The organism is Blautia faecicola (genome assembly GCF_004123145.1).
Taxonomy (GTDB): Bacteria; Bacillota; Clostridia; order Lachnospirales; family Lachnospiraceae; genus Oliverpabstia; species Oliverpabstia faecicola.
This window is the reverse complement of the sequence record NZ_SDKC01000001.1, coordinates 468557-486314: the sequence shown is the minus strand read 5'-3', so window position 1 is coordinate 486314 and position 17758 is coordinate 468557. Positions and strand designations below refer to the sequence as shown.

Sequence of the window (17758 nt, the reverse complement as noted above, 5' to 3'; positions counted from 1 at the left end):
TTATATATCTCCTTCATCTAGCATTTTCTGTAAAGTCTGTTTCAGTACATCTCTGGCTTCCGCGATGGAGTAATGCTCCAGCTGCGCGCCTGCGATGTTCAGATGTCCACCGCCGCCGAGACGTTCCATCACAATCTGTACATTGATTTCATCGATCGATCTGGCACTGATATAGATCGTATTGCGATAATCCGTCAACACAAAGGATGCCTTGACGCCGATAATATTCAATAACTCATTTGCCGCCTGCGCACCGACCACGGTAGGACTGTCCAGTCCCTCGCTCGGACACACAGAGATTGCAAAATGATCCCGGAACAGTTCCGCATTTCGGATTGCTTCTCCTTTGGCACGGTAATCTTCTACATGCTCCCGGAACATCTTTCTTACCCTCGTCACATCCGCACCGCACCGACGCAGGAAAGCCGCCGCCTCAAAGGTACGGACACCGGTTTTGGTAAGGAAATTGTTGGTGTCGATCATGATACCCGCATACAGGCTGTCCGCTTCGATATTCCGGATCCGGATACCATCGGAAAAATACTGCAGGATCTCTGCAACCATCTCACAGGCTGACGATGCATACGGCTCGATGTAAGACAGTACCGCATTCTGGATAATATCCTTGTTCTGTCTGTGATGATCGAGAACTACGATCGTCTTCGTCATATACAGAAGATCTTCGCATTCCGTGTAACTCGGCCGGTTCGTATCTACTACGACAACCACGGTGTTATCATCCACGATCTCTTTCGCCTCATGACTTGTCACAAACATCCGGGAATCATAGTCCTGGCTGTGCAGGAATCCATCCATCAGCGGACGGATCGATGAGGTCGGATTGTTGATTACGATGTAGGCTTTCTTCTCCAGGGTTCTCGCCGCCCGGTAGATACCGATCGCCGCCCCGAAAGAGTCCACATCCGTGATCTTATGACCCATAACCACAATCTTGTCCTTGCTGCTCATAAACTCTTTCAGCGCATGTGCCTTGACTCTGGCTTTTACCCTTGTGGTCTTTTCCATCATCTGAGATTTACCGCCAAAATACGTGATGTTGTTGCCTTCTTTGATAACAACCTGGTCACCGCCTCGTCCAAGCGCCAGTTCCATCGCGATCCGCGCCGCTTCGGAAGTATGGGCAAACGAATCTGCGTTGATTCCGATACCGATACTGATGGTCACTGCCATCTCATTTCCGATATTTACGGATTTGACTTCTTCCAGAATATTAAATTTCTTTTCTTTTAACTGTTCCAGCGATTTGCGCCGCATGACCAGAAAATACTTATCTTTCTCCAGTTTTTTCACCACACCGTCAATCGCAGCAAAATACTTGTTGATCTTACGGTCAATCAGCGCGATCAGCAGAGAACTTCTGACCTCTTCAACGCTCTCTAACGCCTCTTCATAATTATCCAGATACAGAAGACCCGTCACCAGCTGTTCTTCTTTGTTCTTTCGCATATACTTTTTCAGTTCTGTCTCATCAAAAAGATACGCTGCGATCAGATAATTCTTTTCTGCATCCGCATCGATAATCTGAGAACCATCAAGCAGTTCATCGATCTCGACTCTTCGCATGTTCAGCCGGAAATCGTGATCCTGATATGCGATCTCAAGATCTCTTACTTCCTCCGGCATGGGAAGTTTGTTCATCGTCACCTCCGGAAAAATATTTCCGATAAACTTCCGGTACTTCTGGTCTTTTCCCGTCAGATAAAGGAATTCATCGTTCATCCAGAGGATCTTTCCTTCTGCGTCCAGCAGTGCATAGGGCAGTGCAAAATTCTTCATCAGACTCTTCTGCACCTGTCCGTACTGGGTAGCAAAGGAAATCAGTTCGTTCAGGATCACCGGTCTCCTATGAAAATACAGCAGAATACCAAGTAACAGATACACCGCCGTAAATATGGTACCAATTCCTCCTGCCTTCCAGCTGACCGTGTACAATAATACATCCATCACCACCAGAAGCAGCGTCAGAACAAACGGCCATCGCATATAGGTTGCCAGCTGACCCTTCAACTTAATTCCATCTTTCATACTCTGTACCTATCATCGATCTTTCCCTTTCGGTTCTTTATCCCTTCTAAGGAAATATCTCCTTTTCAAGTACACCTTTTCCACATTCAGAAAAGGTATGATTTTCCGGCAACCTGTCAGAAAAGGGCAGACTGCCAAATTACTCTCCTATTATACCATTTCCCGCACAAAGAAAAAAGTCTTTTCTTTCTAAACAAGAAAACCGCCACCAGTTTCCTGGTAGCGGTATAACAAACGTTTTAAATTAATCTGTTACATATGGCATAATAGCGATATGTCTTGCTTTTTTGATCTCTACAGTCAGAGCTCTCTGATGTTTTGCACAGTTTCCTGTGATTCTTCTAGGAAGGATTTTTCCTCTCTCAGAAACATATTTTCTTAATTTATTTACATCTTTGTAGCTGATTTCATTGTTTTCTTTACCGCAGAATACACAAACTTTTTTTCTTCTGCGTCCGCCTCTTCTCTTCATTGGAGAATCTGGTCTTTCACTTTTATTGTAAGCCATGAATATTACCTCCTTATCGAAATCTAATGACTCGCATCCGGGCCAGTGCCTTATGCGTATTAGTTAAATGGCAAGTCCTCATCAATACCATCCGGAATATTCATAAAACCATCTGCGGAGCCGCTTCCACCTGCTGTCGGAGCGGATGGTGCGCTTGCCGGCCCACCGAAGTTACCACCATGATAACTGTCACTGGATGCCTTGCTCTCTGCAAATTCCTGGTCTTCTACTACTACCTCTGTGGTATAGACCTTCTGGCCTTCCCGGTTGGTGTAGCTTCCGGTCTGGATTCTTCCACTGATTGCGATCTTGATACCCTGACGGAAATATTTTTCAGCGAACTCTGCTGCTCTGCCGAATGCCACACAGCTGATAAAATCAGCGGTTGCTTCCCCGTCTCTTTTGAATCTTCTGTCAACAGCCAGTGTATATCTCGCGATTGCCAGTGAATTGTCTCCTGCTGAATATCTTACCTCAGGATCTCTTGTTAAACGACCCATTAAAATAACTTTGTTCATATTCTTACCTCTCTTGTAAATGTATCTACTTTTACGGGATCTTACAAACCTTTAATGGGCTTGGCACTTAAGAAAAAATTAAGCTTCTTTCTTAACAACTAAATATCTCATTACATTGTCCATGATACGAACGTGTCTTTCAACTTCTGCAGGACAGGTTGCATCTGCTTCGAACTGAATGAAATAGTAGAAGCCTTCTCTCATTTTCTGAACTTCGTAAGCTAATCTCTTCTTACCCCATTCTTCAACTTCTGTAACTGTTCCGCCGTAACGTGCTACATAACCTTTAGCTTTCTCTACTACGGCTTCACGAGCTTCATCCTCGATTTTTGCATTCACAACCAATGCTAATTCATATTTGCTCATGCTGTTTTACCTCCTTTTGGACTTTTGGCTTCCGGTTTCAGGACCGGAAACAAGGATAAATTATATATCACAAGTTGATATTCTACCATGAATCAGGAACAATTTCAAGTGTTTTCTTCACTCTTTTTCCGTAAATTTCTTGTGTTTTTTTCCACCAGTTTTCTTGCGATCATGATCTGGTGTCCGCACCCGGTACATTTCAGACGGAAGTCCGCGCCCACGCGAAGGATTTCCCATTCGCTGCTGCCACACGGATGCTGTTTTTTCAGTTTTACGATATCTCCTATTTCATACTGATATGTCATGTTCTGTTTCCCCTTACTTTCATCTGTGAAAAAATCTGTCCGATCGGTTTCTGGATCAGAAGATCCGCGTTACGATCCTGCGGTGTCGCACCTTTGTTGATCAGCACCAGTGCCTTTCCCCGGAAATAATCGAGAAGTCCGGCTGCCGGATATACCGCCAGCGAAGTTCCGCCAACGATCATCACCTCTGCTTCGGCGATCGTACGGATGGCATCCGCTACCACCTCGTTGTCCAGTCCCTCTTCATATAAAACGACATCCGGCTTGATCACACCGCCACACTCACATTTTGGAACCCCTGCGGAATGCAGCATGTAAGATGCATCATAAAACTTATGGCATTTCATACAGTAATTTCTGTGTACCGATCCGTGCAGTTCCATCACATGTTTACTTCCTGCCGCCTGGTGGAGTCCGTCGATGTTCTGTGTCACCACACCGGTAAGCTTTCCTGCCTCTTCCATCTCGGCAAGTTTCTTATGCGCATCATTCGGCTTCGCATCCAGCGCCAGCATCTTATCCCGGTAGAACCGGTAAAACTCATCCGTGTGGCGCATGAAAAATGTATGGCTTAAGATGGTCTCCGGTGGGTAGTCATATTTCTGATTATAAAGTCCATCCACACTTCGAAAATCCGGAATCCCACTCTCGGTAGAGACTCCTGCACCGCCGAAAAATACGATCCGGTCGTACTGATCTACAAGTTCCTGTAATTTTTCCACATCCTGTTCCATTACGCATCCTCCTTATCCACATATTTCGTGAAGTTCTTCCACACGTCCACATTCTGTTGCTTCATTATTTATACGTTCCAACCCAGCGCGCCTGTACCACGAATCGCATCGATTCATTCGACGTACAGGTAGACAGTGTCACCACATAATCGTCCTTGCTGAGTCCTTTTGTCTTCATATTTACTTTCGACTGTTTCGCCATCTTGTCCACATACACACCAAACTGGTCGTCATGTTCGCTGAACAGCGTATATACATCGCTGTTTACGTTTGCATACTGCATCGAGAAAATCTCATACCGATATTTTCCGTCCGGTGTACAGATCCACAGATATTTGCTGTCCTTGTATTTGCCGCTTTCATACATCTGTTTTAATTTTCCGAACATCGAACCGTTTTTCATATTATGACCGTAGATGATCGTATTACAGTCAGAAAAATCCGATGCATTCGTAGAATCAATAAAGATCGATCCCGCAAAATTATAGGTCTGTTTGATCGTCCGGTGCAGATAATACTCATTGTCCTCTCCCTGTGTGATCGGATAACTGATCGAAGGGATTGCTTCGAGTTCGAGCCATCCTACCACATCGTCATTGATTGCCTTTAGTGCATCAAAATCCACCTCCGGCGGATTGACGGTAATCTCTTCCTCTTCCGGAATGATCAGATTACCCTCCTCATCTTTCTTTTCTTCCACTACTTCCAGCGGTTCGCTGCTCTGTACTGTCGTTGCTTCTGCCACAGCATGGTATTCGTCCACCCCCTGTTTATACCCCAGGTAGATCGTTACCAGCTGATACATGGAAAAACAGAACACTGCAAGTGCGATCAGAAACAGCAGTTTCCAGAAAATCCCGCCGCTCTTCTTCTTTTTTTTCTTTGCTGTCATCTCTTCCTTATATCCTTTCTTGTCTCTTTGCTTCGTTATCCCTGAAAATGAACCGTGATCGGACAGATCTCGCAGTCCGTACCGACACGCATCGCCGGTCCCCAGACGCCCACACCTGAAGTTACGATACTGTGCAGATTTCCTTTTTTCAGATAGCCGCAGGCATTTTCCCACATCAGTTTGATCGTCAGGTTACCCGGGAACATCTGACCGTCATGCGTATGACCGCACAGCTGCATATCAGCACCGGCTGCTTCCAGTTCCTCCAGCTGTTTCGGCTGGTGTTCCAGTACGATGATCGGTTTGGTCTTATTCAGATCACCCAGGATCTCTTCCGGCTCCATCCGGTTGGTTGTTCCGTCACCCGGCTTCTGTACATCTTTTCTTCCCACCAGATAAAAAGCATCGTCGATCAGCGTCACTTCGTCATCCAGCATCTGAATCCCTGCTTTTTTTGCAAATTCTTCAAACCGCGGATCACGCACTTCATTTTCTTTGGAAGTCACGGAAAATCCGCCAAGCAGACGCTCCGTTACATCGTGATTGCCGAACACACCGAACGAACCATATCTGCTCTTGATTCCCGCCAGCGTTTTTGCGATCTTGTCCGGATTCTGCAACGCTTCGTATTCATTATCAAAAATATCTCCTGCAAATACCACCAGATCCGCATCCTGTTCATTGATCTTTTTAACCATCCGTTGCATCTGCCGATCTCCCACACTGTAGCCCAGATGCAGATCGGCAATCAGCACCACTTTCAGGTCGCTGTTGTCTCCACAGTTTTTCCGGATCGTCACTTCATAAGGGTTCACCTTTACGATATGAGAATGTGCGATACCGTAGGCACTCATTCCTCCGACCAGAGCGGTCAAAAAGATTCCCACAAACACATAACCCACCTTACTGAAAAAGAAATCATGCACTTTTCCCGGGATTCTTTTCAGGATCAGTCTCAAAATATCTGCAACTGCAATAAACATCAGGATATATACAAACGTTCCCAGCCAGTAATTGCTGATGCGTTTTACCAACACCTGAAATCCCGAGGACGGGAGTAAAAATGCAAACAGCAGAGATAACGCCAGCAGGGAATAAATCACAATATACGGCACCACGAACCATTTCGAATGAAAGCGTTTTGAACACGCAGTCAGCCATTTGTGTACCCGGTGCAGAATGTAAAGGTTTAAAGCTATATAAATCGGTATAATAATCAGTAAAATCATGTGCTCTCCTCTATGTTGTGTCTCTCTGTTTTACAGATCCAGTTTCATATCGCCGTCTTTGATAAAATTATGCTTTCTCATAAACTGTGCAAATACCACCGAAAGGAGTGCAGGCAGCACAAACTGAATCACAACAATTTTCAGAAGTACCACAACCGGATGTTCCGTCTGCGCCATCACCTGCCAGGTCATGATCTGTCCCACGAATCCGGCAGATCCCATCCCGGAACCGGTCGCGTTGTTTGTCATATGCAACAGCATCGTGGAGACCGGACCAAGCACGGCACTTGAGAGGATCACCGGAAGCCAGATAATCGGTTTTTTCACGATATTCGGCACCTGTAACATAGAAGTTCCCACGCCCTGCGCGATCAGACCGCCCACACCGTTTTCCCGGAAACTTGCCACTGCAAATCCTACCATATTACAACAGCATCCCACGGTAGCGGCTCCCGCTGCCAGCCCGGAAAGATTTAGGATCACGCCGAGTGCCGCAGAACTGATCGGCAGTGTCAGAATCATACCCATCAGGACAGACACCACGATTCCCATCAGAAACGGCTGCTGCTCGGTTCCCCAGTTGATCAGTCCGCCAAGCCACGCCATAAAGGAAGAAATCGGCGGTCCAACGAGAATACCCACAGCGGATCCCATTCCAATTGATAGTAACGGAACCAGAATGATATCCAGTCTCGTCTTTCCCGCGATCAGATGACCGATCTCAATTCCCACATACGCAGCGACAAAAGCGCCAAGCGGTTCTCCCGGTCCCTGTAATACCAGATTCCCATCCACAAGCAGTGTTCCAGCCAGCACTTTCGATGCGTACCCGCCAATCATACCACTGGTAGCCGCTGATAACACGACCATCGGAGATTCCTGAAACTTGTACGCCACACCCACACCGATTCCGGCACAGGTCAGTCCGGCTGCCACTTTTCCCACCGCATAGATCAGCGCCCCGATGGATCCGCCTGCAAGCGTCCCGATCTGCTGGATGATTGTTCCGATGATCAGAGTCGCAAAAAGCCCCAGAGCCATTCCGCTGAGCCCGTCTATAAATACCCGGTTCAGATATTTCTTAATCAGATTCATACATAACCCCTTTCCTGTTCACCTCTTTATTTTTCAGTCTGACCAAAGTGTAACACGGTTATTACCAATCTTCCAGTACTATTTGACAAATCCACCGCATAAGCATATAATATAATTAATGACGCGGGATGGAGCAGTCTGGAAGCTCGTCGGGCTCATAACCCGAAGGTCGCAGGTTCAAATCCTGCTCCCGCAATTTTTTATGCTCATTTTTAAAGCAGATGGACTGATGAGACATCATCTGGCAATTTTCAGTTGCCAGGTGGTGTCTTTTTATTGCATTGCAAATCAATAATTGGTCCGGTGGATCAATTTTGATTTGTGCGAGCAACGAGTCAAAGTCCATGCTTGCATGAGACCTTGGCGACTGCCGCGATAACGAGTCAAAAAAAGAAGAGTGACTGCTTTTAACAGCCAACTCTTCTTCCTATATTTATCTTCTGTTTTTATTTTACAGCAGATGTGCACGGATCTCGTCTGCGCTCAACGGGGAAAGGTATGCCGGAGCTACATCGAAGACAGTCTTGCATCCTGTCATTCCTTCTGCTTTCATGCGGCTCAGTGCTCTTGCATAAGCAACCAGTACGCTGGAGGTGAATTCCGGGTTGGACTCCAGTTTCAGAGAATACTCGATCATCTGATGGGTATTTTCATTTTCACCGGTCATACCGCTTCTCATAACGAAACCACCGTGCGGCATCTTGTTATGAACAGCGTCAAATTCTTCTTCAGAGATGAAGTTTACTGTGGTATCGTATTCATCAAAATAGTTTTTCATAGTTTTGATGGATTCTTCGATCTGTTTTTTATCAGCACCTTCCTCAGCAACTACGAAGCACTCTCTGGTGTGTTTCTGACGGGTTGTCAGTTCCGGCTGTTTTCCGGCTCTTACCTGATCCATAGCTTCTTCTACCGGAACGGTGTACTGGATACCACGTTTTACACCCGGGATTCTCCGGATCGCATCAGAGTGTCCCTGGCTTACGCCTTTGCCCCAGAATGTATAGGTTTTTCCGTTTGGCAGAATGGATTCTGCATAGATACGGTTCAGAGAAAACAGACCCGGATCCCAGCCTACAGAGATCATAGCCAGATGTCCGTTCTCTTTTGCAGCTGCATCTACATTTGCAAAATGCTGCGGGATATTTGCATGTGTATCAAAACTGTCGATCACGTTAAAATCTTTTGCCAGTTCCGGTGTCTGTTTTGGAAGGTCAGTAGCGCTTCCTCCGCAGATGATCATAACGTCAATCTGATCTTTCATATTTTTTGCATCTTCCATGGTGTATGCTTTTACGCCAGGTGTTTTGATGGCTACTGTTGCAGGATCTCTTCTGGTAAATACGCCTGCCAGTTCCATATCTGCGTTCTGACGGATCGCCATCTCAACGCCTTTTCCCAGATTGCCGTAACCTGCAATACCGATTCTTATTTTTTCCATCGTTCGTTCTCCTCCTGTACTCTTCTATACGCTTCCGTAATCTTCTCATACCTGATATTACGAAGATTCTCCGCGCGCACACGCTTTGCCGCCTCCGTACCTGCGGCTTTCGGAGATCCTGTTTTTAAACTGCTGCCTTATATTTATCACTTTACCTCGGCACAGTCGTAAATCTCCTTTTGTATCCTATCACATTTTAATGTCCCGTTCAAGCCATTCATAATGTTCTTCTAATGCAAAAAGTCCTTCCTGAATATTTCCCTCGATAAGACAGGTGGCAATATTTTTATGAAGCGTAATCCATTCGTCCGTGTCGATGGATGCCGCCTGTCGAAGAACGACCTCGCCCTCTGAGCGCATGATCTCGGACAACGCATTGGTCAGAAGAATCAGCAGGCGGTTCTGCGAGTATTCAAATACCAGATGATGCAGTTCGTGATCTGCCCGCATCCGTTCCTCGAGATCCCCATTTTCCATCCGATGGATGATCTCCCCTGCCTTTTCTTTTCCTTCTGCCGTGATCAGCGCACATGCCTGCACATACGCTTGTTTTTCCAGAATCGACCGGAGCTGATTGACTTCCCGGTAATTGCTCTCTTCCATCAGTACCAGCATGGAAAATACACTGCTGAGGCTTTCTCCCATCCGGTTCACCAAAAAATTGCCTTTCCCGTGACGGCTCTCCAAAACCCCGGTATGTTCCAGGATCCGCAGTGCCTCCCGGACCGAATTTCTCGAAATTCCCAGCGTCTCCATCAGTTCCCTCTCGGAAGGGATTTTCCCGCCGTAGGAAATCTCTTTGTTTTTTATCAGTGTTTTCAGATATTCCAGCACCTGGTCATAAGCTTTCGGAGAAGATACCTGTATCTTTTCTTTATCCAACTATATGTTTCTCACTTTCTTATTTTCTACTTTTTCCTATGTTTCAACAAAAAACTTCTATATGAGAAAAGCACGTCCAAAATATCCTCTTTCAACGTGCTTTTACTTACTATAAGTGAATAATCTGTCTACATCAGTCCCGCAAAAACAGACGCAGTTACCACCGTCAGCAGACCTGCAACCGCGATTGCCAGACTGCTCATCGCGCCCTCGATCTCACCCATCTCCATTGCTTTCGCGGTTCCGATCGCATGGGCTGCCGTTCCCAGTGCCAGTCCCTTTGCCACCGGTTCCTCCAGGCGGAAGATCTTACATGCCAGATCCGCGATCACATTTCCAAGGACACCGGTAATGACAATAACTGCTACGGTGATCGTCACCACGCCGCCAAGTTCTTCCGATACACCCATACCGATTGCTGTAGTAATGGATTTTGGAAGCAGGGTTACATACAGCTGCGAGTCCAGATGGAACGCCCGCGCCAGGATGTAAACACCGACCATACTTGCCAGCACCCCTGACAGAATGCCCGCTGCAACGGCTTTGATATTATTCTTCAGCAGTTCAATCTGTCGATAGAGGGGGACAGCCAGACTGACCGTCGCCGGTGTCAACAGATAACTGATATACTGGCCACCTTCGTTATAGGTATCATAATCAATATGAAACAGAATCAGCACCGCCATTACGCAGATGACTGCAATCAACAACGGATTAAAAATTGCCAGTTTAAATTTCTTTTTCAGAAGAGTTCCGATCTCATAGGCCACCAAACTGATCGCCGCACCAAAAAATACGGAATTTGTCAGGAAATCTTTCATTTTTCTTTTCCCTCCTTACGTTTTCTCTCCCAGCGGATCACCCGCTGTGTCACCTGTCCGGTCACTCCCATGACAAGTACAGTTGTTGCCACGGTCACTACAACCACCGGAACCACGACCGGTCGCAGCACATCCCATGCATTCAAAAGTCCTACTGCCGCCGGGATAAACATAACCGGCATAATTTCTATCAGAAAATCAGCGGCTCCCTCTACCTGATCCAGCTTTACAATACCGGTAAGAAGTGCAGCCAGCAACAATACCAGCCCATACACACTGGCCGGAACCGGAAGTGGAATCACCATACGGAAAAACTCTCCGATAAACGAGAACAACAATATCATACAAAACTGTCTTACGTGCTTCAAAATATTTCTCCTTTCACTGGTAGTACCAGTTTCAGATTATACTGACCTGACCTTTTCCTGTCAAGGAGCAAATTCCCCATAGAAATACAGAAATCTCCGGCGATTCATTACAAATCGCCGGAGATTTTTCTTCAAGAAATGCTACCTGCTCATATTTTTGCAAGTCCATAGTCAGAAACCTTCCTGCAAACAAACTTCTGTCAGTTTTCTGACCTTTTGACTCTACTGCCCATTATCCCAGCATTTTCTCCAGATCTTCCTTCGGATCCCCGATCGGGCTGATCTGATAATTTTCTACCAGATACTGTAGCACATTGGGAGACAGAAATGCCGGGAGAGACGGTCCGAGATAAATATTTTTGATTCCAAGGTGCAGAAGTGTCAGCAGGATGCACACCGCCTTCTGCTCGTACCAGGAAAGCACCATGGAAAGCGGAAGTTCATTGACTCCGCAGTCGAAAGCTTCTGCAAGCGCGACTGCCACTTTGATGGCTCCGTAGGCATCGTTACACTGTCCCATATCCATGATCCGAGGGAAACCGCCGATGCTTCCGAGATCCAGATCGTTAAACCGGTATTTTCCACACGCCAGTGTAAGAATAATCGTATCTGCAGGTGTCTGTTTTACGAATTCCGTATAGTAGTTTCTGCCTTTTCTCGCTCCATCACATCCGCCTACCAGGAAGAAATGCCGGATTGCTCCTGCTTTTACCGCATCCACGATCTGATCTGCTGCCTGCAGGATCGTTCCGTGTCCGAAACCGGTGGTCAGCTTTTCTCCGCCGTTGATTCCCTTGTACTGCCTGTCTTCCTCAAATCCGCCAAGTTCCAGTGCCTTTTCGATCACCGGTGTGAAATCTTTTCCGTCATCTACATGCACCACACCCGGATAAGAAACCACTTCCGTGGAAAAGACGCGGTCTGCGTAGCTCTCCTTCGGTGGCATCAGACAGTTGGTCGTAAACAGGATGGCTCCCGGAAGATCCGCAAATTCTTTCTGCTGGTTCTGCCATGCCGTTCCGAAGTTTCCTTTCAGATGACCGTATTTTTTCAGTTCCGGGTATGCGTGTGCCGGAAGCATCTCGCCATGGGTATAGATATTGATGCCCTTTCCTTCGGTCTGTTCCAGAAGCAGCTTCAGATCACGCAGATCATGACCGGTAACCACGATAAACGGCCCTTTTTCCACTTTCAGTGAAACCTCTGTAGGTTTCGGAATTCCGTAAGTCTCTGTGTTGGCACGATCCAGCAGTTCCATACAGGTCAGATTAACTTTTCCCGTCTCCAAAACCACCGGGAGAAGTTCTTCCATGCCAAGATCCATAGACAACGTAGCCAGTGCTTTATATAAAAAGAAGTTCACTTCTTCCGACTGATATCCAAGTACCATCGCATGGTATGCATACGCTGCAACACCCCGGATGCCGAATAGCAACAGGGATTTTAACGACCGGATATCCTCGTCTGCATTCCAGATTTGTTCCATATCATAATTGTCGGTATTGCCACATTTTGCCACACAGGTTCCGCATCCCGGTGCGATTCTGCTTTTTTCCTCTTCCACACGCTCGATCATCACACGAACCGTCTCTTCGTTGAAACTTACATTGGTCAGTGTTGTAAATAATCCCTCGATGATCACCCGGTCGGTATCGGCGGTCTTCGGATTGTTGCCGCAGGTCTTCGCAAGGCCGATCAGTGCCCCTGTCAGCTCATCCTGCGCCTTTGCTACATCAGCCGTCTTTCCGCATACTCCGCGCTTTCCGGTACATCCATTGCATCCTGCTGTCTGCTCACACTGAAAACAAAACATATTTTTCTCCATTTTTTGTACTCCTTTTATCAGTTTTTTTATCGTTTTCTTTACTTTTACCTTATCTATCTCATAAGTATCCCTAATTTTTCTGCTTTTATCCTTCGTACTATGTCTCTCGCACAGATATCCTCACAGATTACACCGTTTGGTTTTTCCCATCCGTCTGCCTGGAAAACGTTCTGCCCGTTACTCCCGGATCGTACCGTCAGTTCCGACCGTGATCACCTGCCATGGCAGCCGTTTTCCGCTCGCTTCAAGGGCACGTTTTGCCGCCATCTCAAGTCCTCCGCAACATGGAACCTCCATGCGGACAACAGTGATACTCTGCACCGCATTCTGCCGGATGATCTCTGCCAGTTTAACGGCATAATCGGTGCTGTCAAGTTTCGGACATCCCACCAGCACCACACGGTTTTTTAAAAATTCATCGTGGAACTTCGCATAAGCGTACGCTGTACAGTCTGCCGCGATCAGCAGGTTCGCTCCCTCATAAAAAGGTGCATGCACCGGCAGTAATTTGATCTGTACCGGCCACTGACGCAGACGGGAACGCTCCGCTTTCGCCTTTTCTTCTTTATTTTTCAGCACTGCCGCCTCGTCATAAGCTTCCGCTTCCCGTTCAATAAAATGAATCGCATCCATCGGACATGCCGGAAGGCAATCCCCCAGTCCGTCGCAGTAATCGTCGCGCATCAGTTTTGCTTTCCCGTTTACCATACCGATTGCCCCTTCGTGACAGGCCTTAGCACAGGCGCCACAACCGTTACATTTATCTTCCTCTATCTGAATCACTCTTCGGATCATATTCGATTCCTCCTTATTTTCTGTATGCACTCCTGAAATCTCTCTATATCTGATTTTACACAAATGCATTTCTGTCTCTGTTATGCTGTCCTTCTTCTCTTTGCAACAGCTCCCTTGCGTTTACAAACAGAGGATACTATAATATCAGATAAAAATATGTTGTTTTAACCACAAAAAGGAGAAAAAATGGATTTTCCAATATTAAAAAAAATCCCCCTGTTTTATGGTGTGAAACCGGAGGAAATTCCGTCTATTCTGCATTGTCTCTCCGGACAGATCCGGTCGTTTTCCAAAGGGGAAATGATCTTTTGTGCCGGTGAATCTATTACCTCTGTAGGAATCGTACTGGAAGGTTCTGTTCATATTGAAATTGACGATTTCTGGGGCAGTAAAAATATCCTGAATCACGTCGGATCCGGACAGCTTTTCGGCGAAGCCTACGCCTGTTCCCCTTCGGAACCGCTGATGGTCAATGTCGTATCTGTCACGCCCAGTCAGATTTTATTTCTGGATGTTCCGAAGATTTTGCATACCTGTGAAAAACCATGCAGCCATCACCAGCAGATGATTGAAAATCTGCTTCGCATCATGGCAACCAGTAACCTGCAGCTTTCCCGCCGGATCCTGCACACCACACCAAAAACCATCCGTGAACGGCTACTCGCCTATCTTTCCTATCAGGAACTGCTCATCGGCTCACCTGAGATCACCATCGCCTTCAACCGCCAGCAGCTCGCTGACTATCTCAGCGTAGACCGAAGTGCGCTTTCGAAAGAAATTGGGAAAATGCAGAAGGACGGGCTGTTGGAAGTGAAAAAAAATGAATTTGTCCTAAAAAACAGAGAATAAAGAATAGGATGCCGTGTGCATCTTCGCAGAGTGTTCCCGATTTACTGAAAAACAGTTTTTGTAAGACACTAAACAGGGCGAATCGCTCTTTCGAACGATTCGCCCTGTTTGTGTTTTTATTTACTTGATTTTTGTATTATTCAGCCTCTTCTGCTGTCTCCGGTTCCGGTACACTGTTGTGAACTGCGGTGCAGGATACAACAACTGCTTCCGGATCTGTTTTCAGATCGATGTTCGGATTCTTGGCGATCTCCAGATCTTTGACTTTGATCACATCACCGATCTTCATCTCACCGACATCCACCTGAACTTTATCCATCAGGTCAGCAGGCAGTGCCTTATAAGAAATCTCTTCCAGATCTTCCTGCAGAACACCTGCCTCTACTTTCTCATGGTTGAGCAGAACGATTTCCGCTACGGAATGTACTTTCTCGGTACTTACCAGTGCCTGGAAATCAATCTCATCCACGCGGTTTGCCATTGCATTGTAATCAACCTCTTTGATCAGTGCATCGTAGGTCTTGCCGTCTACTTCCAGCATAACCTGACTTCCTTTGTTGTCCGTTTTCAGCAGCTGATCTACTGCCTTTTTCGTCATCTGGATCGGAAGAGATCCTTCAATCTCTCTGCCAAACAGATTACCTGTGACATAGCCTTCTCTTCTTAATTTCTTTGCTTTGACGTCCATGCTTCTTTTTTCAGCTTTTAAAGTATTCATTTATCTTTTCCTCCAAACTGATTGCTTAGCAGCCTTCTACAAAGAGGTTTTGTTAAGTATTATATATAAATGTGCTACCGTCTGCCATTCGGCAAACCGTATGGTTAATAGTTACCCGATTCAGATATTATCCTTCAATGGCAATATATTTGTTTTCTTCCACTGCCGGTTTTGCTTCTTTCTTCGGAACGAACAGTTTCAGAATACCATGTTTGAATTCGGCTTTGATCTCATCCGGATCTACTTCCTCTCCCACATAGAAGCTACGTGTGCAGGCACCTGCATAACGTTCTTTACGGATATATTTTCCGGTTTCTTTTTCTTTCTCATCTTTATCAAGGCCTTTGGCTGCCTCGATGGTCATATAACCATTTTCCAGAGAAACCTTTACTTCATCTTTGGCAAATCCCGGAAGATCTATTTCAAATTCATATCCATTGTCTTTTTCTTTGATATCGGTTTTCATCACATGTCCGGCTCTTCTGCCGTACAGTTTTTTCTCTGCTTTGTGCAGTTCCTTGTCGGTATCGAACGGAAAATAATCATCAAAAAAGTCATCAAACAAATTCTCTCCAAAAATACTAGGCATCAACATAAGTCATCTCTCCTTTTTATTCATCATGTATTATTACCTTGTTTCTTTGGAACTGGGATGCTTCAGGAGCTTTCGAACTTTTTCTTCGTTCTTTTTGTTCCCTTCCTTTGTTCTAGATGTAATATAACACTTCAATCAGCACTCGTCAAGGGGGAGTGCTGATTTTTTTTGTGAAGATTTTGTGTCCTTCTAAAATGAAAAACGAACTTCCGCCCTTACTTTGTTTGCCGCAACATCAAGGTAGAAGTTCGTCTTTCAATTAGTTATCAGGTCTTCGTATGCCGATTTACATATTTCGCCTTATATTTTGAGTACACGATCGTCTGGTCTTTATACAGCCCGTAATATCCGGACACTGCATAGCTGACCGCCACAGCCAGCAGATAATATGAAACGCCCTGGAAGCCAAACAACTCAAAGGCTATCAGTATAGAAGTAACCGGGCAGTTCGTCACACCGCAGAACACAGCAGTCATCCCGGCGGCTGCACTTAAAGACGGTGAAAATCCCATGATCTGTCCTGCCAGACAGCCAAAGGTGGCACCAATGGCAAACGAAGGAACAATCTCCCCCCCTCGAAAACCTGCACGCATCGCCAGTGCTGTCAGAAGCATTTTCCAGAAAAAGTCAAAGGTCTGCGTCTGTCCATGTTCCACTGCCTGCTCGATCAGCTGATTACCCGCACCCATATACCGGTCTGTCCCAAGGATCCAGTACAGGACTACTACCAGACAGCCCGCCGCGAAGACACGCAGATATGGATTTTTCAGCCATTTATCATATCCCTTGCTCACATATTCCAGCAACAGACAAAAAAGGATACTGACTGCACCGCAGCCTACGGCGATGATGCCCATTTTAATCCCGTTTTCCATCGAAAATGCCGGGATTCCCGTGACATGAAAGTTCTCCGGATGGATTCCGAAACTTCCCGCAAAATCATAAGCAACCAGCGATGCCACCACACAGGGCAGCAAAGCCGCATAGTACATCACACCTACGCTGACCACTTCCATGGCAAATACCGCTGCCGCCATCGGCGTACCGAAAACAGCCGAAAACGCAGCACTCATCCCGCACATAACGATCACATGGCGGTCTTCCTCATCCAGATGGATCCACCGTCCCAGTTGATTTCCGATACTTCCTCCAAGCTGGATCGCCGCACCTTCCCGGCCTGCTGAGCCACCAAGCAGATGTGTCAATGCTGTAGCGATAAAAATCAGTGGTGCTGAACGAAGCGGGACCTCATCCTGCGACCGGATCGTAGAGAGTACCTGGTTTGTTCCTCTGTCCTCTTTTCCAATCTTCTGATATAAAAATACAATCAACAGACCACCAAAAGGCAATAATAAAACAACCGCCGGTCTGTCTGCCCGAAACTGTGTCACCCAACTCAGACACCCGGCAAATAAACTGCTGGCACCGCCAACCACTCCACCGATCAGAAGTGCCAGCAGGATCCATTTGACAAAGTTGCTCATATCCTGCTGTATCCGTTTTCCATAATAATGTGACATCACTTCCAGACGGTGATGTCCCTTTTTCATAGGTTCCATATATTCCCCCGCTTCCCTTTTCCTCTTTCGTATTTCCGCCTCATTTTCCCGGAATCATACTTTCTTTCAGTATACGCTATCCCTGTATATTTTTCCAGCGCAATGAACTTTAAATATCATGGAAAATTGGTTCACTGGCGCAATTATTGATATGCAGTGCAACGAAAAAACAGGGCGAAGCTGCTTCCCTCTCAGCGTTCGCCCTGTTTTCT

Annotated in this window: 19 protein-coding genes and 1 tRNA gene; 2 read left to right on the top strand and 18 right to left on the bottom strand. The window is 46.3% G+C overall.

Annotation, left to right across the window (positions count from 1 at the left end):
• The 9 genes from ETP43_RS01995 to ETP43_RS01955 all read right to left on the bottom strand — a co-directional run bounded on the left by ETP43_RS01995 (position 1) and on the right by ETP43_RS01955 (position 7693).
• Positions 1-2046 carry a DHH family phosphoesterase gene (locus ETP43_RS01995; RefSeq protein WP_022399028.1) on the bottom strand — a complete coding sequence of 682 codons (2046 nt, stop codon included), beginning with the start codon at positions 2044-2046 and terminating at the stop codon, positions 1-3.
• Between the two features lie 244 nt (positions 2047-2290).
• Positions 2291-2554 carry a 30S ribosomal protein S18 gene (gene rpsR, locus ETP43_RS01990; RefSeq protein ID WP_022171217.1) on the bottom strand — a complete coding sequence of 88 codons (264 nt, stop codon included), beginning with the start codon at positions 2552-2554 and terminating at the stop codon, positions 2291-2293.
• Positions 2555-2613: 59 nt separating this feature from the next.
• Complete coding sequence (locus tag ETP43_RS01985) at positions 2614-3072, bottom strand: single-stranded DNA-binding protein (protein ID WP_022399029.1); 459 nt, start codon at positions 3070-3072, stop codon at positions 2614-2616.
• Positions 3073-3150: 78 nt separating this feature from the next.
• Entirely contained in the window at positions 3151-3438 is a 288-nt protein-coding gene (gene rpsF, locus ETP43_RS01980) for a 30S ribosomal protein S6 (RefSeq protein ID WP_022399030.1), read from the bottom strand.
• A 104-nt stretch (positions 3439-3542) separates the two neighbouring features.
• Positions 3543-3743 (bottom strand): DUF951 domain-containing protein, encoded by a 201-nt coding sequence (locus tag ETP43_RS01975; protein WP_022399031.1) that lies wholly within the window; start codon positions 3741-3743, stop codon positions 3543-3545.
• Positions 3740-4477, bottom strand: a complete 738-nt coding sequence (locus tag ETP43_RS01970) for an NAD-dependent protein deacylase (RefSeq protein ID WP_129256940.1) — start codon at positions 4475-4477, stop codon at positions 3740-3742. Before ETP43_RS01970 ends, ETP43_RS01975 begins: the two co-directional genes overlap by 4 nt.
• Positions 4478-4541: 64 nt before the next feature.
• A complete protein-coding gene (gene srtB, locus ETP43_RS01965; RefSeq protein ID WP_129256939.1) occupies positions 4542-5369 on the bottom strand; it encodes a class B sortase in 828 nt (275 codons plus the stop codon).
• 35 nt (positions 5370-5404) lie between these two features.
• Positions 5405-6598, bottom strand: a complete 1194-nt coding sequence (locus ETP43_RS01960) for a metallophosphoesterase (RefSeq protein ID WP_129256938.1) — start codon at positions 6596-6598, stop codon at positions 5405-5407.
• Between the two features lie 30 nt (positions 6599-6628).
• Positions 6629-7693 carry a PTS transporter subunit IIC gene (locus ETP43_RS01955; RefSeq protein WP_129256937.1) on the bottom strand — a complete coding sequence of 355 codons (1065 nt, stop codon included), beginning with the start codon at positions 7691-7693 and terminating at the stop codon, positions 6629-6631.
• 122 nt (positions 7694-7815) lie between these two features.
• Here ETP43_RS01955 and ETP43_RS01950 point away from each other — a divergent pair.
• Positions 7816-7889, top strand: a tRNA-Met gene (locus ETP43_RS01950).
• A gap of 255 nt (positions 7890-8144) precedes the next feature.
• Here ETP43_RS01950 and ETP43_RS01945 read toward each other — a convergent pair.
• The 6 genes from ETP43_RS01945 to ETP43_RS01920 all read right to left on the bottom strand — a co-directional run bounded on the left by ETP43_RS01945 (position 8145) and on the right by ETP43_RS01920 (position 13825).
• Positions 8145-9134: a diaminopimelate dehydrogenase gene (locus ETP43_RS01945; RefSeq protein WP_022399036.1), complete on the bottom strand. Its 990-nt coding sequence runs from the start codon at positions 9132-9134 to the stop codon at positions 8145-8147.
• A 189-nt stretch (positions 9135-9323) separates the two neighbouring features.
• Positions 9324-10016 carry a FadR/GntR family transcriptional regulator gene (locus ETP43_RS01940; protein WP_243114155.1) on the bottom strand — a complete coding sequence of 231 codons (693 nt, stop codon included), beginning with the start codon at positions 10014-10016 and terminating at the stop codon, positions 9324-9326.
• Between the two features lie 128 nt (positions 10017-10144).
• Entirely contained in the window at positions 10145-10837 is a 693-nt protein-coding gene (locus ETP43_RS01935) for an LrgB family protein (RefSeq protein WP_129256936.1), read from the bottom strand.
• On the bottom strand, positions 10834-11205 hold the full coding sequence (locus ETP43_RS01930) for a CidA/LrgA family protein (protein ID WP_022399039.1): 372 nt from the start codon (positions 11203-11205) through the stop codon (positions 10834-10836). Before ETP43_RS01930 ends, ETP43_RS01935 begins: the two co-directional genes overlap by 4 nt.
• Positions 11206-11437: 232 nt before the next feature.
• Positions 11438-13030, bottom strand: coding sequence for a hydroxylamine reductase (gene hcp, locus ETP43_RS01925; RefSeq protein WP_181951929.1), 1593 nt, complete (start codon positions 13028-13030; stop codon positions 11438-11440).
• Between the two features lie 177 nt (positions 13031-13207).
• A complete protein-coding gene (locus tag ETP43_RS01920; protein WP_022171204.1) occupies positions 13208-13825 on the bottom strand; it encodes an ATP-binding protein in 618 nt (205 codons plus the stop codon).
• A 186-nt stretch (positions 13826-14011) separates the two neighbouring features.
• Here ETP43_RS01920 and ETP43_RS01915 point away from each other — a divergent pair, with 186 nt between their 5' ends.
• Positions 14012-14674 carry a Crp/Fnr family transcriptional regulator gene (locus tag ETP43_RS01915; RefSeq protein ID WP_129256935.1) on the top strand — a complete coding sequence of 221 codons (663 nt, stop codon included), beginning with the start codon at positions 14012-14014 and terminating at the stop codon, positions 14672-14674.
• 136 nt (positions 14675-14810) lie between these two features.
• On the opposite strand, the gene ETP43_RS01910 is transcribed toward ETP43_RS01915, so the two are convergent.
• The 3 genes from ETP43_RS01910 to ETP43_RS01900 all read right to left on the bottom strand — a co-directional run bounded on the left by ETP43_RS01910 (position 14811) and on the right by ETP43_RS01900 (position 17546).
• Entirely contained in the window at positions 14811-15392 is a 582-nt protein-coding gene (locus ETP43_RS01910) for a 50S ribosomal protein L25 (protein WP_118576645.1), read from the bottom strand.
• 127 nt (positions 15393-15519) lie between these two features.
• Positions 15520-15987, bottom strand: a complete 468-nt coding sequence (locus ETP43_RS01905; protein ID WP_022172734.1) for an Hsp20/alpha crystallin family protein — start codon at positions 15985-15987, stop codon at positions 15520-15522.
• 266 nt (positions 15988-16253) lie between these two features.
• Positions 16254-17546, bottom strand: a complete 1293-nt coding sequence (locus tag ETP43_RS01900) for a chloride channel protein (protein ID WP_330546320.1) — start codon at positions 17544-17546, stop codon at positions 16254-16256.
• Positions 17547-17758 lie beyond the last annotated feature (212 nt).

Coding starts and splice junctions, on each gene's coding strand:
- ETP43_RS01945 (WP_022399036.1), bottom strand. CDS start 9,134: ATGGAAAAAATAAGAATCGGTATTGCAGGTTACGGCAATCTGGGAAAA.
- rpsR (WP_022171217.1), bottom strand. CDS start 2,554: ATGGCTTACAATAAAAGTGAAAGACCAGATTCTCCAATGAAGAGAAGA.
- ETP43_RS01905 (WP_022172734.1), bottom strand. CDS start 15,987: ATGTTGATGCCTAGTATTTTTGGAGAGAATTTGTTTGATGACTTTTTT.
- ETP43_RS01915 (WP_129256935.1), top strand. CDS start 14,012: ATGGATTTTCCAATATTAAAAAAAATCCCCCTGTTTTATGGTGTGAAA.
- ETP43_RS01975 (WP_022399031.1), bottom strand. CDS start 3,743: ATGACATATCAGTATGAAATAGGAGATATCGTAAAACTGAAAAAACAG.
- ETP43_RS01900 (WP_330546320.1), bottom strand. CDS start 17,546: ATGGAACCTATGAAAAAGGGACATCACCGTCTGGAAGTGATGTCACAT.
- ETP43_RS01970 (WP_129256940.1), bottom strand. CDS start 4,477: ATGGAACAGGATGTGGAAAAATTACAGGAACTTGTAGATCAGTACGAC.
- ETP43_RS01960 (WP_129256938.1), bottom strand. CDS start 6,598: ATGATTTTACTGATTATTATACCGATTTATATAGCTTTAAACCTTTAC.
- srtB (WP_129256939.1), bottom strand. CDS start 5,369: ATGACAGCAAAGAAAAAAAAGAAGAAGAGCGGCGGGATTTTCTGGAAA.
- ETP43_RS01935 (WP_129256936.1), bottom strand. CDS start 10,837: ATGAAAGATTTCCTGACAAATTCCGTATTTTTTGGTGCGGCGATCAGT.
- ETP43_RS01985 (WP_022399029.1), bottom strand. CDS start 3,072: ATGAACAAAGTTATTTTAATGGGTCGTTTAACAAGAGATCCTGAGGTA.
- ETP43_RS01995 (WP_022399028.1), bottom strand. CDS start 2,046: ATGAAAGATGGAATTAAGTTGAAGGGTCAGCTGGCAACCTATATGCGA.
- ETP43_RS01910 (WP_118576645.1), bottom strand. CDS start 15,392: ATGAATACTTTAAAAGCTGAAAAAAGAAGCATGGACGTCAAAGCAAAG.
- rpsF (WP_022399030.1), bottom strand. CDS start 3,438: ATGAGCAAATATGAATTAGCATTGGTTGTGAATGCAAAAATCGAGGAT.
- hcp (WP_181951929.1), bottom strand. CDS start 13,030: ATGGAGAAAAATATGTTTTGTTTTCAGTGTGAGCAGACAGCAGGATGC.
- ETP43_RS01955 (WP_129256937.1), bottom strand. CDS start 7,693: ATGAATCTGATTAAGAAATATCTGAACCGGGTATTTATAGACGGGCTC.
- ETP43_RS01920 (WP_022171204.1), bottom strand. CDS start 13,825: ATGATCCGAAGAGTGATTCAGATAGAGGAAGATAAATGTAACGGTTGT.